Here is a 15,515-nt window from a genome sequence, read left to right as displayed (position 1 = left end):
GTGGAAAGCCAAAAAAATTAGATATTTAGTTCCAGCCCCCAGATTCATCTGTGGAATCAATCTAAAATCTAAAATCTAAAATCTAAAATCGACTGACCGGCCTCTGCAAGCTGTTGAGTATTTAACCATGGCCCCACATGAACCCAGCGCCTTTTCCAAGAATTTGCCCGATCCGAAGCGGCTGCCTGCTGTTGAAATAGACGAAATACTCACTAGCATTCAACATTCTCACAGTTTCTATTACAAAGTGATGAATCTTGAGGTTTGGGCGCTGGTGGAAACCTTGGATGGGATGTTTCCCGGCGCTTGGGGTCAGTTTATGAGCAACCGCCAACTTGCAGTTAAACAGTTTTTGGAACGCGATCGCGTTCCAAATTCTCCGGTTGATGCTGAGGATGCGGGGGAGAAGTCCGATCGAAGTCAGAAGAAGGAAGAAGCCGGGAGTCAGGAGTCAGGAGTCAGAAACAAGCAGGAAGAAGAATAAAAGCAGATTTTCAGCTTTAAACCCCCCGTACTCCCAGGGCGGTTTCATTCTCACCAAAAACATGAATTTTGTAGGGGCCGTGCTACCCCTACAAGAAAATGAAACCGCCCTGCGGTACTCCCGTGATTAAGAGGAGTAGGGGGGATCGAAACTCAGCTACAAGCGACATTTATTATGGGTTTCAATCTTAAGTTGACATACAGCGGATTCCAGGTTTATAAAGTACACCCCAGAAACCGGGTTTCTTCTGGATTTCTCGCCAGAAACCGGTTTTATTCAAGAAACCCGGTTTCTCTGTACTTCACTTACCTGGAAAGTGCTGTAAATGCCGATCGCCCGTTAGCGAAGCCCTCGAAGAGGATCGCCCTTACAGGTGAATTTTGGCATCAACTTGAGGCAATCCCATGCTGTAGTTGACAGCGCGGCTGTTGAGATTGTAGCTGATTTGACCTTTTTGTAAGAGCGATCGTACCAAGTGTTCCAACTCCGAACCGATGCGGCGGAGGTTGTACTCGGTCAAGTCTTCGCCCTCGTAAGCGTCTACGAGTTGGTCAAATTTGGCATATACCTCTTTGACTGACTCGTCATTCCAGTTAAGTTCGTTATCTGGGTCAATGTCGAGGGTCAAAAGGTCGTTGCTGGGTACGAGTTCGTTATCTTCGAGGATGGCGGTGTATATGCGAATATGGCGGGTTGTTGACTTAAGCTGCATGACTTCTTATGTGTAAAGATTTTTTGCTGAATTAATTGTAATGGCACAGAGATGCGCGGGGAGGGTTGGCGATCGTCAATTTCTCGGAATCCCGAAATTTTTTAGTTGTTCGGCAGTCCAATTTTTGTAATATTCAGTTTTCTCTAAAGAATCGGAAGCTGGCTTCAGCTTAGAATTTACTTGAACAGTGAAGCCCGGATACGGCATCCTCCTAGTATGAAGCCCGTCAATATTAAAATCTTCTTCGGGATGGATGTGAAAAGCCAGCAAGCCCAATTCTGAAATCTGATTATTCAATTTGTCTATCAATTCTTTAGTTTCGGGCGCAGTAATTGCGGTTTTTTCGGGATTAATTACTACCATGATTTCAAATTCCGAATTGTAAAATTCATAAATCGATTTCATTATGGCAGAATCGCGATCGAACTCAGTCCGCGCTGAAAAACGCTCGATTTTGAATAAAATTTGATTTGCCAAGCGTGCCTTTTTAGTGAAGGGACAAATTGGTAAATCGCTGAAAACTGGATGCGGTAACTCGACAAACTCGGTCATCCATCTGAGGGTAGATTCTATAATTTCCGTGTCAGATTCATTCATCGACAATCTATGTATTTGATCTTTCACACTCATCATACTCTATTTGTATGGAGGGCGATGCACACCTTTGGTGTCAATTTAACACTATTTCCCTCAGTCCGGCAGGGGTTTAAACCCCTGCCTCATAGCAAAAGTCCTCTGAAGAGGACTGAAGAACTCATTAGTCCTCTTCAGAGGACTTAAGCTATTAGCCAGGGAATTCATTCCCTGGCGGACTTTCGGTTAAATTTACACCAATAAATTGTCCACCTTGCTGTTTAATGCGATCGAATTTATTCGTGAATTGTCCCATCTGGCATAATTGCACCTGCGAGTTTTGCCGTTCCCAGATTTACCACCCCACTTAGGTTTGCTCCCTGTAGGTTGGCTTTTTCTAGGTTTGTATTATCCAAATCTGCCCCACGTAAGTCTGCCGAAGTTAAGTCGGCTCCAGTAAAATTACCATAACGAAGGTTAGCCCCACAGAGATTTCCTTCAGTTAATATTGCTCCGCTGACATTACATTGAAGACTTCCACCAACCAGATTAACTTTTGTCAGATTAGCACCACTAAAGTTTGCCCCACTTGTTTCTGTATTTTTCAGATTCGCTCCACTCAAGTCTGCGGCAGTTAGGTTAGCCGATGCTAAATTTGCCTGCATCAGGTTGGCTCCTATCAGGTTTGCCGCCGTTAAGTTGGCACTACTCAAATTTGCTCCGCTTAAGTTAGTTTTATTCAAATTAGCTTGCAGGAGTTTTGCACCCTGCAAATTAGCCGTAGTTAGATTTGCACCACTCAAGTTAGCTTCACTCAAGTTAACTCTGCTCAAGTTACGACGAGCTAGGTTTGCTTCTTTCAGTGAAACATTAGGAGCAATTAAGTAAGCACCTGCTTTAACAGGGTCAAAGCCTCTGGGGAAGACAGTCTGTGCGTTGTAAAGTGCTTGTTGAAGTTTTGAGCCTTCAAGGTTTGCCCCTTCAAGGTTTGCCATTAATAGGTTAGTATCACTTAGGTTTGCATTACTCAAATCAGCCTTCATCAATTTTGATTCCCTCAAGTTCAACCCTGTTAAGTTTGCTTTAGTGAGGTTTGCTCTGCTGAAGTTTGTCTGCGATAACAAATAAACACTACTGAGATTTACCCCACTCAAATTAGCTTCACTTAGGTTTGAGCCTTGCAGATTTACTTCACTTAAATTTGCATTTATGAAGTTTGCTTTCCCTAAGTTGGCTGAGCTGAGATTGGCTTGGTGAAGGTTTGCATGACATAAATTTGCCTCACTGAGGTTAGAACAGTATAAGTTTGTTTCAGAAAGTTCTGCACCGCTTAGATTAGCCCTACTAAAGTTGACCTGACTCAGGACTCTTCTGCTCAGATTTACTCCGGCGAGATTAACTCCCGTAAAATCTCGTTCTCCCTGATTATACCGTTGCAAAAAATCCTCAGCACTAATAGCGGGTTCCAGATTTTCTAGTGCAGAATCATCTATTTTTGCCTCTTCCTCAGATTGCACAGTATCCGCATTTACAGGAGTAGCAGCCGGCTGTTCTACTGCTTCGCTAGATACTGGAATCGGTGTTTCCTCGATCGCCTCTTCCCGCAATAACCGATCCACCCGATCGCTAAACCGCCTCACAACCTCAGCATCATCAAGCTTCTCAGCAGCATTCGAGCTTTTATCAACCGCATTCTCAACATAATACTTGTCTACAAAACTTTGCAACCCAGCATTATATCCCTGTCCTAGCGCCTGAAATCTCCATTCGCCATTCTTCTTATACAAACGTCCAAATTCTAAAGCCGTTTCTTGGGAAAAAATCTGATTTAAATTGTACCGAACCAATTCGCTAAGAGTTTCTCGGTTGTAAAGCCGGATAAAAGCATTTGTAACTTGACTAAAACTTTGATTCTTTTCCTGTCCCTCGTGAAGAGTCACAACAAACACAATTTCCTGAATCGCCGAATTGATTTTACTCAAATCCACATAAACCGTCTCATCATCTCCGTCTATTTGTCCATTCCTGTTGTCTCCCGAATGCCGCACCGCACCGTCCGGCGATGTCAAATTGTTGTAAAACACAAAATACTTTTCATCAGGAATCCGACCGTCCGCCGCTAACATAAAAACAGATGCGTCAATGTCGCAGTTTTGTGCTGTCTGGCTGACTTGCCAACCCAGGGCGATCGCAATTTTACTGAAATTAGGAGTTTCTTTAGAAAGATTGAACCTTTCACCCTTCGTTAATTCGATACTCATATGCGATAATTCCCTTACCTCATAAATGGTATTAATTATCTCATCTATGTTAACCCGATCGCAAATTGGATTTTATCTCGAAGACATCGAAACCCCAATTGGCAGAACCGTCAATTTAACTCTTACCGGACTAATTCTCCTATCTTCGACCAGCTTCATCGCCGAAACTTACCCGATTTCGGAAACTGTCAGAATTAATTTGCAAACTCTCGATACAGCGCTTTTAGTTGTTTTTGTGTTTGAGTATTTATTGCGACTATGGTGTGCCGAAAATCGAGTTAAATTTATTTTTAGTTTTTTTTCAATTATTGATTTGCTGGCAATATTACCATTTTTACTGGGATTTGTCAACGTCAGTTTTATCCGAATTTTTCGCTGGTTTAGAATTCTCCGACTCATCCGCTTTCTGGAATTAAAAATTTCTATTTTCCGCATCAGCAGCGAAGATGGCGTGATTTTTGCTCGGATTTTGTTTACTTTGCTGGCAATAATTTTTGTTTATTCTGGTTTAATTTATCAAGTCGAACATCCGGCAAATCCCGAAAGCTTTGCAACTTTTTTGGATGCTGTTTATTTCTCGGTTGTCACCATGACGACTGTGGGATTTGGCGATGTTACGCCGATTTCGGAATCCGGCCGTTTTCTAACTATTTTGATGATTCTGACGGGAATTGCTCTAATTCCTTGGCAATTGGGGGACTTGATTAAACACTTAGTTAAAAGTGCTAATCACGGAGAAGCTGTTTGTAAAAGTTGCGGTTGGTCTGTACACGATGCTAATGCTAGATTTTGTAAAATGTGCGGCAGTCAATTAGAGAATGGTTGACTGTTGACTGTTGACTGTTGACTGTTGACTACTGCCTCACCCTAGATAATTCATCCGTGTATCCGTGTCAAAATCCGTGTAGTGCTTTCCTTCTTTAAGCTAACGGTAACAAAATTTCAAATTCAGTGCCTCTGCCTAACTCCGATCGCATTCTGAACGCACCGCCGTGTTTACCCGTCACTATTTGATAGCTAACTGCTAAACTGGTTTCTTTGAGGGCGCGTTTTTCCGTAGAGAATGATTCTATGATTTTTTTGTACTTACTAGGTGACATTCCTGGCCCGTTATCTGCTATGCAAATCGAAACCCAGCGAACATGAAGTTTATCTAAATCCGGCGCAGGTTCGGGACAGCAGACTTGAGTTGTGATTTCAATTTTAGGCTGGCGATCGGCGTCTCTGACTCCTCCACCTTTGAACTCTTTCGCCAATTCTTGACCGACTGCTTCATTAATTAATGTATGAATAGCATTGGTCAAGATATTCATAAATACTTGGTTTAGCTGTCCTGCATAGCACGGCACTGGTGGCAGGTAGCCGTAGTTTTTCACTACTTGGATTTCCCTAGTCAAACGACTTTTGAGCAGCAAAAGTATGCTGTCTATGTTGGCGTGCAAGTCGGTGGGTTTGGGATAAATATCGTCGATGTGGCAGAAGTTCTGCAAACTGGTTGCTAACTTGCTCAAACGTTCTGCGCCTGATTTGATGCTGGCAACAGTTCGGAGAAAATCGTTTTGCAAAAAGTCATAGTCTATCTCTTCTTTGAGCCGTGCTATTTCCGGCGGGGGTTCGGTACAGTGCGCGTCGTAAGCTGAGAGCAATTCCATCAAGTTTTTGCTGTAGTCGGTGACGTAGGTTAAATTCCCCCAGATAAAGCCTACCGGATCTAAAATTTCGTGGGCTACTCCGTTGACTAAACGCCCTAAACTAGCCATTTTTTCGCTTTGAATCATTTGAGTTTGGGCTCTTTCGTAGCGGACTTGAGTTTCTATGCCGCGAATTTGCCAGTACGCGATGTTTAGTGCGTTAGGGTCTAAGAGGCGGTAAGATTGGGAGTCTATTTGGACGACGATCGGTTCTGCCTGCAATTCGGGCGATCGACGCAGAGCTTGTGGGGCTGCTGCCAAAATGGTTGTACTCTCTGCGAGCAATAATATTTCGAGGCGAGCGTAACTGTAGAGAACTTTCAGCGGCAGGTGCAAAAATAGCTCTGGGCCTTGGGGTTTGAGCAAATATTCCAGCAGTTGCCTGCGGGATATCATGCCAGCAAACTCTTCTGCTTCCATCAACACGACTCCCGGCACTAGGGGATGCTGTTCAAACATTTCGGCAACTGCCACGGCTAAGCAGCTCGATTTAACCTGAAAGTCATACAGGGGCAAATCCCAGAGTGTAGACTCTAGGGAAAGGTCTTGATGGCTGCCTTCGGAGAGTGAAGGGCCAAGGAGTTTGGAACTGAATTTATTTGCCACTGGAACTTTTAGTTGCCGAAACGCTGGGAAATTGAAATGAGAACCTACTACTAAGCTACCCTATCATTTCACTTTTCTGAGCGAACAACCCAGAATATTCTGGAGTTGATCATGTTGTGCCAACTATAGGCAGGAGAATTTCAAATTCAGTATTCTTACCTGGTTGCGATCGCAATTTGAGTTGGCCCCCGTGCTTTTCTGTGACGATTTGATTGCAGATAGCCAGCCCCATACCGCTGCCTTTGCCTGCTGGTTTAGTGGTAAAAAAGGTGTCAAATATCTGCTGGTGATTTTCTGGGGCAATGCCGGGCCCGTTATCGGCAATGCAAATTGCCACCCGCTTGCCGAGTTCGGTTTCTATAACTTTAGTGGTAATTTCGATTTGGGGCTGCCAGTTGTCCCCGCACGGGGTGTGTATTTCTCGATCGGCTGCGTACTCTGTCAGGGCGTCTAGAGCATTAACTAACAAATTCAAAAACACCTGACTCAACTGTCCGGAGTAGCCGCTAACTAGCGGCAGTTCGCCGTAATTTTTAACCACTTCTATGCTGTTTTTAAAGCGGTTTTTCAAAATTAACAGCGTCATCTCCACGCATTCGTGAATGTCTGTCTCGGCTGGTTTTGTCTCGTCCATGTGAGAGAAGTGGTGCAGCCCGTTAACTATTTTTAGCAATTGCGAGGCTCCCAACTCCATCCCTTCTAAGGTAATCGGCAAATCTTCTTGTAAAAAATCAAATTCAATTTCCTTTTTAAGGGCATCAATTCGGGGACAGGGTGCCGAATATTCTTCTTCATAAACCGACATTAGCTGTAGCAAGTTTTCAAAATAGGACAGCAGAAAAGTTAAATTTCCCCAAATACAGTTCAGCGGATTTCTGATTTCGTGGGCGACTTCTGCTACAATCCTGCCCAAACTCGCCATTTTTTCTGTTTGGATGAGTTTGGCTTGGGTTTGTTTGTGGAGTAACTTATTTGTTAATTGGTGAATTCTTGATTGAGCGACCATTAATTGGTGTACGTCTAACAGCTTGTAGGTCTGGGGGGCTATTTCCACTACTACGGGTTCGTAAACTAATTCTGCTGACCTGTAAAGAGATTCCTGAGCCGCTTCTACTATTAATTTACTGCCTGGAACCACCAGCAAATCTTGTTTGGAAAACCTGTACAATACCTCTATCGGTCGCTTGAAAAACATTTCTAATCCGTAGCGACGGTTAATTTTTTCAAAAAATTGACGCCTGGATATTATGCCTACAAAATTACCCCGATCGGTCAAAATGACGCCGGGAAGCATGGAATTTTGTTCAAAAGCCTGGGCTACTTCTTTTGCCTGTTGAGTTAATTCAATTTGGCAGTTGTAAAGTGGCAGGTCTAGGAGAGTTGATTCTAAGGAGATGTTCCAAGTACAAATTTCAGGTATATGCAACACTGATAACTCCGAGCTAGTCTCACGCACAGCAAACATAGATGAAACCCCTGTTAAAAATTGTATTCATGAACAACTTAAGTTGCTATTAATTCATAACGGGTAATTGGTAGCGGGTAGTTGCTAATTTGTCAAATTACAACAGCACCCGATGGGAAAACCCGATCGCAGTAGCATTATCTGCTAAAGATTTTGTTTCTAAGTCAATATTAAACGATCGAAGCTTTTGTGGAACTTACGGAGTAGGCGCTTTAAACTTTTTACCATGATATACCTGCGATCGGGTGTTTTCGGAAAATTTTTAATATTTATAACTAATTATTGTGATAAATTATACCATTTTTCCAGTTATCGAAGGGAATTGGAGAACCGCGAGCGGGTTATCAGTGAATATACGGGCATCCTTCAAGGGTTCGAGGGCCCGGATTAGCCATCGTCCAAGGGGCTTGAGGCTGCAACTGTCCAGACTGGGGCCCAGGCCAAAGGAAGTTCGGCAACGGATTCGCTTTCTTCGGATGTAACTGAGATGTTGCACCATTCTCAACAAGCTTTTTATGAACAGGCTTTTCGGCCTGTTCCACAAGAAAATTCACTCTTTGACAGAACAGGCCCGAAAGCCTGTTAAGCGAGAATGGTGCAAGATGTGAGATGTAACTGAATGTAACGGATAGAAGGCTTTAGTTATCTAGGAGAGAAGGAAGAAGCAATGTTCCGCAAGGGTTTGTGGAATTAAGAACATCCTAACCGTATTGGCTGTTGCTATTCCACTCAAAAGAAATGCAACTTTAGGCAACTTCCGAACCTCGACAGTCATCAGTTTTTTGCAATCTGCAATCTCCAATCAGCAATCTCCAATTCTCTTAGGGTTCCACCTCCGGCCAGAGGCGTTCTAGCTGATACCGCCAAGCGGCAAGAGTGTTTTCGCGAGACTCTCGGCCTAGTTCCATTTCACCCATCAATCCCTCTGCGTAAAAACGGTCTAAAGTCTGAAGGGTAGTTTCCACAGACTGTCCCTGCATCTTCGCAGCTTTGATGATTTGACGGATGCGGCTTTCTATCAAACCGTCGAAAAAGTCAGACAAACCTCTCTCTTGCAAAGCCAGCAGTCTGGCGACGGCGGCTGAGAAATCGGAGGCTGCGAGTGTGGCCGGGCTGTGCTGAAATACTCCCCACAAAACGTTTTGATGTAAGGCGTAGCGAGTTTCGAGGGTGGTGTCAAAGTTAGCTTCTAGCAGTTTATCAAGAAATGGTTGAGCTTCCTGGGCATCGGCGATCGGCAGCAAAATCCGCAGCCAACTCCCGTCTTCTGAAAGGAGGACTAACAGGCGAAAATTGGGGGTTTCTACTTGCCAAGAAGTGGCAGCAGGCATCTCAACACTCTCACCAAATAAGTCTTTAAGGGTATTGCTAATTTCTTCGGGAGTCATAATGATTTTAGATTTTAGATTTTAGATTTTAGGTGTCAAAATTTGTCGTATTTACCAGTATCGCATAGTATCAACTCCATCTCTAATCTCTAATCTCAAATGGATTTAGTAAAAGTAGGATGTATACCGAGCACATTTCAACGCTTGGTGTTTAGGCGTGCACCTTACCCTATCGATATTTACCAATATCGGTCAATCTAAAATCTAAAATCTAAAATCTAAAATTGGTTTATGGTAGCCAGCGGGGGTGATAGCCGGCAAAGGGAAGTTCTTCTGGCTGTAGTTTGGCGGGAGAACCGTCTGCGGGTATTTCTACTAAGGGTAGCAGCCAGAGGCGGCTGGTGGCGATCGACTGTCCACTATCGTTGCGGGGACTGTCTGCTGCTGAGGGAGTTGCTGCTGTGACTGATTGGTCGAAAATTAATGCCAGTCCGTCGGGAGATAAACTGATTTGGGTATCTAATTGGTTGGGCAAAATCAGCAGCGGTTTGATGGTTCCTACCAAACGAGTACCCTCTTTTTTGAGGTCGATGGTGGCGATGAAAGGCTGTTCTTTGTAGCTTTCTGTTTTGAGGCGTTGGGCTAACAAACAGTAGAGACGCTGAACTTGGTTGTCTTCGTTTTTGCGGGGATCGAAATAAACAGCCATAATGCTGCCGGGAATACGCAATATTTCTTGTTCTACACCTTGGTTATCTAAGATGAAAAGCGATCGAGTAAAATCGCTGTTGTATTTAACATAGGCGGCGGCCGAGTTGTCGCGGGCCATCCCCAATACTTGTTCGTATTTTGGCAAAAATTCGACTGGATCTGCTTCGGGTTTGAGGGGGACGATCGCTAATCCTTGTTTTTGAGATATTACCATCGATATGCTATCGGGGCGAATCATAAAATCTCCGCCTTGTTCATTTTCCAATGGTCTGGGCGGCACTTTTTCTTCCACAATCCAAGGACTGAAATCGCCGGGATTGCGGCGGTTGACGCGCTGGACAACTATGATTTTTCCGTCGGCTGAGAGGTCGAATTTGAGGTTTTGGTAATCTTTGGAGTCTAAGATTTTGTCGATTCTACCGGCTGGGTATTTTGGTTGATTTCCTGAGCCTGATTGGGGGTTGAGGCCGGTGGTGACTGTGAAGAGTTCTTGATTGAGGGTGCCGCGAGTACGGGCGATAGATCGATCTGTGGCGGAGAATAAAATGCGATCGCTGTCGGGATATGGTTTAAAATCGGTGACAACTAAATCTTTGGGAGTCAGCGGTATTGGTTTCGAGTCGCTGCTGGTGAGATTGACTAGCATTAATCTGCTTTCTGTTTCGCCTTGGACACCGATGTAAGCAAAAGCTCGATCGCGGCTGCGAAAGGAACTGCTAAACGGTTGCATTAGCGTTCCTTTATTTTGGTTTTTTTCTCCGAAATACTTGTCGGTTGCTCCGGCGAGTTTTAATGTGTAGGTAACGCCGTAGGGTGCTGGATCTTTGAGGGTGTAAGCCATGCGCCTTCCAGCCCAACTAAATTTACCGGGGAGGGGGGGTTCTAGCTTTAAGTTTTCCTCGACGGTGGGCTGGTTCATCGGCCGAAAGAATGTGAGGATAAAGCCGGTATCTTCGGCGCCGATTTGTTTGTTTTCCCAGGTAAATTCTCGCACTCTGGGTGCTGTGCGATCGCCGCTCAGCAGCAGCAGCCCGATTAAGAAGCTCAGCACTAGCATGAGGATGATGGCCGTGCGGTCGATCGGCTGTTTGAATGGCCCAATAGCGAAGGGTGAAGGATTAATTTTTTTCTTAAAAATACTCACCAATCTTTCTCTCCTACTTTCTGCTGAAAATTAACTACCAAATTTTCCCTATTAAATTTTACACTTATGGGCCCATTCCTAACACTCACCCAGCCATTTTTTTACCACAGTAAATGGCTGCAACGAGTTAGTTCCCGTAACAAACCTAGTTTTTGAAACTTGTGGTGCCTCCAGGACTGAATGAAACTTAAGATATTAATTAGGTGGGACACGCTGCAGTTTCAACAGGTTTGTTTACTGAAACAGTTGATTGATGGGGATTAAATCCATCGGTGATATTTTATCTATCGGCAGATCCAAACCAAAAGCCACTCTACATGAAATTAGAGTTGCCAGCACCCCTAAAAACAGTGCTGTTAATTGAATATCCTGCCAAAAACAAGTTAGTCCTTCTTTCCACAAACCGTAGTTAGTTACTGCGTAGGTAGGAAGGTCGCCGAGAGCTACAGCAATCACGGCACCTAAATTACCTTTTAAGTGATATCCCAGCGGTATACTTATACATAGATTCACAAAAGTCAGCAGATTTCCCATAGCTTGGTACTGAGACTTTCCTACGGCTAACAGACAAGAACCCATCAGATTGTAGAGGGTGGTGTGCCAGATACCTAAAGCCAAGATAGGCATCATCCAAGATGCCGCCTCATACTCTTTCCGATACAGTGTTAAAATTAACTGATCTCCGAAGCTCACAAAAATTGCTAAACCTACGGCTAATGGTATTAGAATTAACTTGCGGTTCTTAAGTATCTTCGCGCGCAACTCCTCCCGCGGCAACTCTGCCAGCATAGAAATCGAGGGAAAAATGACCCGGCCGCTAATGGCGATGATGACTTGGCGCGGCATATCGCCGAGAGTAAAAGCGATGCCGTAAATGCCCAAGGTTGTTAAAGTAAATATTTTCCCCAGGATGAGTCTATCGGCTTGAGAACACAAGAAATACAAAGCCGTAGACAGAAATATCCATTTCCCATAAGAAAATATTTCTTTAACTGCTTCTTTATCCCAAGCAAAGCGGTTTGACTTGCCGGGAATCAAAAAATGGCTCCATACTAACTCTATTAAAGCTCCACTCAAGCCGCCTGCAACGATCGCCCAGACGCTGCGATCGAACCAGGCCCAGACAATCATTACTGTAGTAGAAAAAATCTGTTGGCCCAACTCAAAAATTACTACTTTCTTCACTGCCATTTTGCGTTCTAGGCTGGATGTGGCAGTGGATTTAAAGCCTCCTATTAAGGAATTTATACCTATTACTGGAATCAACCACTCCAGACGGGTATCTCCATAAAAACTCGCAACAGGCTGGGTAATTATAATCAAACAAATCCAAACGAAAAAGCTGCGAATGACTTGCAGTGTCCAAGCGGTGTTGAGAAATTGAGGATCTTCCCCGCGCTTATTCTGGATGATGCTTGGGCCTAGACCTATGTCTGAAAATAAGTTGATCCCTATGATGAAAACGTAGGTTAGACCTACGAGACCAAATAGTTCGGGTAAAAGCAGACGCGTCAGGATTAAGTTACTGCCAAATCGGATAATTTGACTGCTTGCATAACTGGCGATCGTCCAGGCCGCACCTTTGATAGCTAATTTTTTTTCTGCTGACATATACTCAGAATTTATTTACTAATGACGAGTGTAGTTGCTGAATTTACTTTTGGCAACTACTACAGGATGCTTTTGCAAGTTTGATCGCTGACTGTACAGTATCTTAATTTGTATACGCAGGACGGTTCTGGACTGTCGATCTCGCAATCAAGGTAAAATTTAATCTGATACTTATTCCACATCTAATAATCATAAGGGTTTTTTGGTTCAGGAATTGGTTTGAGGGAGGATGCTTGAATGGTTAATTTGCGCTTGCCTTGCAGTTCTTCTACGATCGTTTCTCCTTCTATTTCTAGCCAACTGTCTGGGGCAAAGGCGGCGCGGCTTTGACCGATCGGTAGTTTTACAGGCAACCCGATCGGATAGGCGTCTGCCGCGCAGCAGGTAATGATAAAACGCCCGAGCCACATATATTGTTCGGCTATGTTGGGGGGGTGAATTACAAATCCTTGAACTTTGACTTTTTGACCTCTGTATGTATCCGGTTCGGGGTTGAAATTTAACAGCCGCACCCATTCGACGAGCGATCGATTTTCTGGTTTGGTAGTATTGCGAAATTCTTGGGGTTGCAGTCTGGTGATGGGCAGGGCTTCGGTGAGGCCCCGTTCTAAAGCTGTCTGGCTGGTAAATGTGCGTGGCGTTATTAGTAAACCTATTAATGCGACGCTCAACATTAAGGTGCTGCCGATACTGGGGGGAAACAAAGTAACGTGTTCAACTTCTGTGATTCTGAGAGAGTTATTTGCTGTTGATGTCCGCGATTGCTTTGTGGTGCGATCGAGTTTTAAGAGTTCCCAAGTTTTTAAACCGCCAATAACTATTAAGCCGATTCCTCCTGCTAGAGTCAAGCCAAAGTAATTGGGGTGAATGAGAATGCTTAATTTGCCCGTGATCCAATATTTGAGGAGCAATATTCCCCAGGCTAAGATAGCTAGGGCATCCAGCCAGGGGCTAATTTTTTTTAAATTCATTTTTTAAGAGTGACTGGGAAGGAAGAGGGTAGAAGGAAAAGAAAAAAAACTATCCGTATATCGGTGACTTCTGTGTCGGGGAGCAAGGTAATTGAAAATAGCCCAGCGAAAATCATCGTATGAGTTGTCTGTTTGAGCTAGTTTATTAACCTAAATGCAAGTTAATAGAAAGGGTCATTAAAAAGGTTAACTGAGCTGCTAATACAATTAAGTAAACTACGGCTCTACCTTTGAAAATTGACAGCATTAAACCGATACCTTTGAGGTCAATCATCGGGCCGAAAACGAGAAAGGCTAACAGCGAACCGCTGGTAAATGTGGAAGCAAAAGACAGGGCAAAAAAGGCATCTACTGTAGAACAAATCGATACGACTGCCGCTAATAGCAGCATGGCTAGAATCGAGGAAACGGGGCCTTGGCCGAGGTTGAGAATTAGTTCGCGGGGGGCGCCAACTTGAATGATGGCTGCGATCGCACTTCCGATTACCAACACTCCTCCTAATTCGCGCAACTCCTGTACCATAGTATCTAAAAGCAGGCGCAGACGCTCTTTAGAAACGGGGTGGAACATTGAGGAAAGTTTCGAGGTTTTTTCTGTTTTGCCTGTTTGTAATGGCTTCCAGTTGTCTTGTAGCAAAGATTCGATCGGCACCACCCCCCCCGGCTGACCGAGCATAAATGTTCCCGACTGCAACAGCAGCGGAGTGTTAGCTTGGACGAGTTCTTTTTCGGAAAACTCTGGTTTTGGCAGAGGAATCGCACGGGCTACAGAGGGTTGCAGCAGAGGCCGCAAGTCTTTTTGGGCGCTGAACACCCAGCCGATAATTGTGGCTATAGACAGAGAAAATACCACCCGAAAAACTACAATTTCTGGCTGATCCCGAAATGCCGTCCAAGTAGCCCAAATTACCACGGGGTTGATGGTGGGGGCCGCCAGCAAAAAGCCGATCGCGGCTGGTGCGGGTACTCCCTGCATCAGTAACCTGCGGGCTACGGGCACGTTACCGCACTCGCACACGGGAAACAAAAAGCCGATCGAACTGCCCATCAAAGCCGCCAGCAGCGGGTTTCGCGGGATGCGCGATACGAGTTTGCGTTCGTCTACAAACCCCAGCAGCAAACCTGAAAATAAAACTCCGAGCAGCAGAAAAGGTATTGCTTCTACTAACAAGCTGAGAAACAGGGTGAAAGCATTATTTAACTGATTTGTCAGGGCGGGTTGCATCGATCACCTACTGGTAGATTGCTATTTAGCTATACGTCTTTGGTAGAACTCCTTGTAGATCATACCAAAGCATAGCACTAAGTTAAGATCCCGTTAATTTTATTTTGTCTTTTTTTTGCGGAAATTTGTAGAGCTTCTAATTTAATCAATGCTGATGCCTTGAATGATTGGGAATGGTTAAACTTGTTTTAATTTGAATGAACTTCTATTCATATCCGCCTCGTACAGCCAATCAATAATTGACCGAAATTATCCAGGATACAAGCCCCCGAATTTATCCCTGGGGTCAATGCTTCAATTCTAAAATCTAAAATCTAAAATCTAAAATCGATTGACTCTGCGAACCGTCGCCGATTTGATAGATATTTCGGGTAAAAATAATTGTTTTCACGACAAACTTCTAGGGGACGCACTGGCAGGTGTGTAGCTGGCTGAGCGTTACGGAGGGTTGCGAGTACCGGATCGGGGATATGGGATAAAATCGCCTCAAATGCCTTAGCACGGGCGAGGGCGGGACGCCCTCGCGATAGCCAGCTAAAATTCCGGGGCGTCACCCCCCGACTTACTGCTTTTAAATTGTCTGCTGACGGGCTGCATCGTGTTGGCGATCGGGCAATTCCGATTTTCTTCTATTATCAATCACTTATATTTCTCAGCCTAATATTTTATTAACAAAAGGTTAAGACAACTACCTAAGATTAATGAATAGTTAAATAGTAGAAACAAGCGTTAA

Annotated in this window: 12 protein-coding genes; 2 read left to right on the top strand and 10 right to left on the bottom strand. The window is 44.3% G+C overall.

The window, feature by feature from the left end:
- Positions 1 to 127: 127 nt before the first annotated feature.
- A complete protein-coding gene (locus QT973_RS12835) occupies positions 128 to 484 on the top strand; it encodes a hypothetical protein (protein WP_333056758.1) in 357 nt (118 codons plus the stop codon).
- A 367-nt stretch (positions 485 to 851) separates the two neighbouring features.
- Here the strand turns inward: QT973_RS12835 and QT973_RS12830 are convergent, their stop codons facing one another.
- From QT973_RS12830 to QT973_RS12820, 3 genes are all read right to left on the bottom strand, one after another.
- Positions 852 to 1,196 carry an NAD(P)H-quinone oxidoreductase subunit M gene (locus tag QT973_RS12830; RefSeq protein WP_333209099.1) on the bottom strand — a complete coding sequence of 115 codons (345 nt, stop codon included), beginning with the start codon at positions 1,194 to 1,196 and terminating at the stop codon, positions 852 to 854.
- A gap of 75 nt (positions 1,197 to 1,271) precedes the next feature.
- A complete protein-coding gene (locus QT973_RS12825) occupies positions 1,272 to 1,793 on the bottom strand; it encodes a hypothetical protein (RefSeq protein WP_333391456.1) in 522 nt (173 codons plus the stop codon).
- Between the two features lie 272 nt (positions 1,794 to 2,065).
- Entirely contained in the window at positions 2,066 to 4,030 is a 1,965-nt protein-coding gene (locus QT973_RS12820) for a pentapeptide repeat-containing protein (RefSeq protein WP_333391453.1), read from the bottom strand.
- 25 nt (positions 4,031 to 4,055) lie between these two features.
- Between QT973_RS12820 and QT973_RS12815 the strand changes: the two genes are divergently transcribed.
- Positions 4,056 to 4,856 carry an ion transporter gene (locus tag QT973_RS12815; RefSeq protein ID WP_333056761.1) on the top strand — a complete coding sequence of 267 codons (801 nt, stop codon included), beginning with the start codon at positions 4,056 to 4,058 and terminating at the stop codon, positions 4,854 to 4,856.
- A gap of 94 nt (positions 4,857 to 4,950) precedes the next feature.
- Here the strand turns inward: QT973_RS12815 and QT973_RS12810 are convergent, their stop codons facing one another.
- The 7 genes from QT973_RS12810 to QT973_RS12780 all read right to left on the bottom strand — a co-directional run bounded on the left by QT973_RS12810 (position 4,951) and on the right by QT973_RS12780 (position 14,782).
- Entirely contained in the window at positions 4,951 to 6,327 is a 1,377-nt protein-coding gene (locus tag QT973_RS12810; protein ID WP_333056762.1) for an ATP-binding protein, read from the bottom strand.
- A gap of 109 nt (positions 6,328 to 6,436) precedes the next feature.
- A complete protein-coding gene (locus QT973_RS12805; RefSeq protein WP_333056763.1) occupies positions 6,437 to 7,792 on the bottom strand; it encodes an ATP-binding protein in 1,356 nt (451 codons plus the stop codon).
- An 821-nt stretch (positions 7,793 to 8,613) separates the two neighbouring features.
- Complete coding sequence (locus tag QT973_RS12800; RefSeq protein ID WP_333056764.1) at positions 8,614 to 9,180, bottom strand: hypothetical protein; 567 nt, start codon at positions 9,178 to 9,180, stop codon at positions 8,614 to 8,616.
- Between the two features lie 229 nt (positions 9,181 to 9,409).
- Positions 9,410 to 10,975, bottom strand: a complete 1,566-nt coding sequence (locus QT973_RS12795) for a hypothetical protein (RefSeq protein ID WP_333056765.1) — start codon at positions 10,973 to 10,975, stop codon at positions 9,410 to 9,412.
- Between the two features lie 234 nt (positions 10,976 to 11,209).
- Positions 11,210 to 12,586, bottom strand: coding sequence for an oligosaccharide flippase family protein (locus tag QT973_RS12790; protein ID WP_333056767.1), 1,377 nt, complete (start codon positions 12,584 to 12,586; stop codon positions 11,210 to 11,212).
- A 182-nt stretch (positions 12,587 to 12,768) separates the two neighbouring features.
- Positions 12,769 to 13,557, bottom strand: a complete 789-nt coding sequence (locus QT973_RS12785; protein ID WP_333056768.1) for a TIGR03943 family putative permease subunit — start codon at positions 13,555 to 13,557, stop codon at positions 12,769 to 12,771.
- 145 nt (positions 13,558 to 13,702) lie between these two features.
- Complete coding sequence (locus QT973_RS12780) at positions 13,703 to 14,782, bottom strand: permease (RefSeq protein ID WP_333056769.1); 1,080 nt, start codon at positions 14,780 to 14,782, stop codon at positions 13,703 to 13,705.
- Positions 14,783 to 15,515: the final 733 nt, after the last annotated feature.

This window comes from Microcoleus sp. Z1_A1 (genome assembly GCF_036700305.1).
GTDB lineage: Bacteria > Cyanobacteriota > Cyanobacteriia > Cyanobacteriales > Microcoleaceae > Microcoleus.
The sequence above is the reverse complement of the archived record's forward strand: the minus strand, read 5'-3'. Positions and strand labels throughout refer to the sequence as shown.

Excerpts from the sequence above, each read along its gene's own strand:
- QT973_RS12835 (WP_333056758.1), top strand. The coding sequence starts at position 128 with ATGGCCCCACATGAACCCAGCGCCTTTTCCAAGAATTTGCCCGATCCG.
- QT973_RS12830 (WP_333209099.1), bottom strand. The coding sequence starts at position 1,196 with ATGCAGCTTAAGTCAACAACCCGCCATATTCGCATATACACCGCCATC.
- QT973_RS12825 (WP_333391456.1), bottom strand. The coding sequence starts at position 1,793 with ATGAATGAATCTGACACGGAAATTATAGAATCTACCCTCAGATGGATG.
- QT973_RS12820 (WP_333391453.1), bottom strand. The coding sequence starts at position 4,030 with ATGAGTATCGAATTAACGAAGGGTGAAAGGTTCAATCTTTCTAAAGAA.
- QT973_RS12815 (WP_333056761.1), top strand. The coding sequence starts at position 4,056 with ATGGTATTAATTATCTCATCTATGTTAACCCGATCGCAAATTGGATTT.
- QT973_RS12805 (WP_333056763.1), bottom strand. The coding sequence starts at position 7,792 with ATGTTTGCTGTGCGTGAGACTAGCTCGGAGTTATCAGTGTTGCATATA.
- QT973_RS12800 (WP_333056764.1), bottom strand. The coding sequence starts at position 9,180 with ATGACTCCCGAAGAAATTAGCAATACCCTTAAAGACTTATTTGGTGAG.
- QT973_RS12790 (WP_333056767.1), bottom strand. The coding sequence starts at position 12,586 with ATGTCAGCAGAAAAAAAATTAGCTATCAAAGGTGCGGCCTGGACGATC.
- QT973_RS12785 (WP_333056768.1), bottom strand. The coding sequence starts at position 13,557 with ATGAATTTAAAAAAAATTAGCCCCTGGCTGGATGCCCTAGCTATCTTA.
- QT973_RS12780 (WP_333056769.1), bottom strand. The coding sequence starts at position 14,782 with ATGCAACCCGCCCTGACAAATCAGTTAAATAATGCTTTCACCCTGTTT.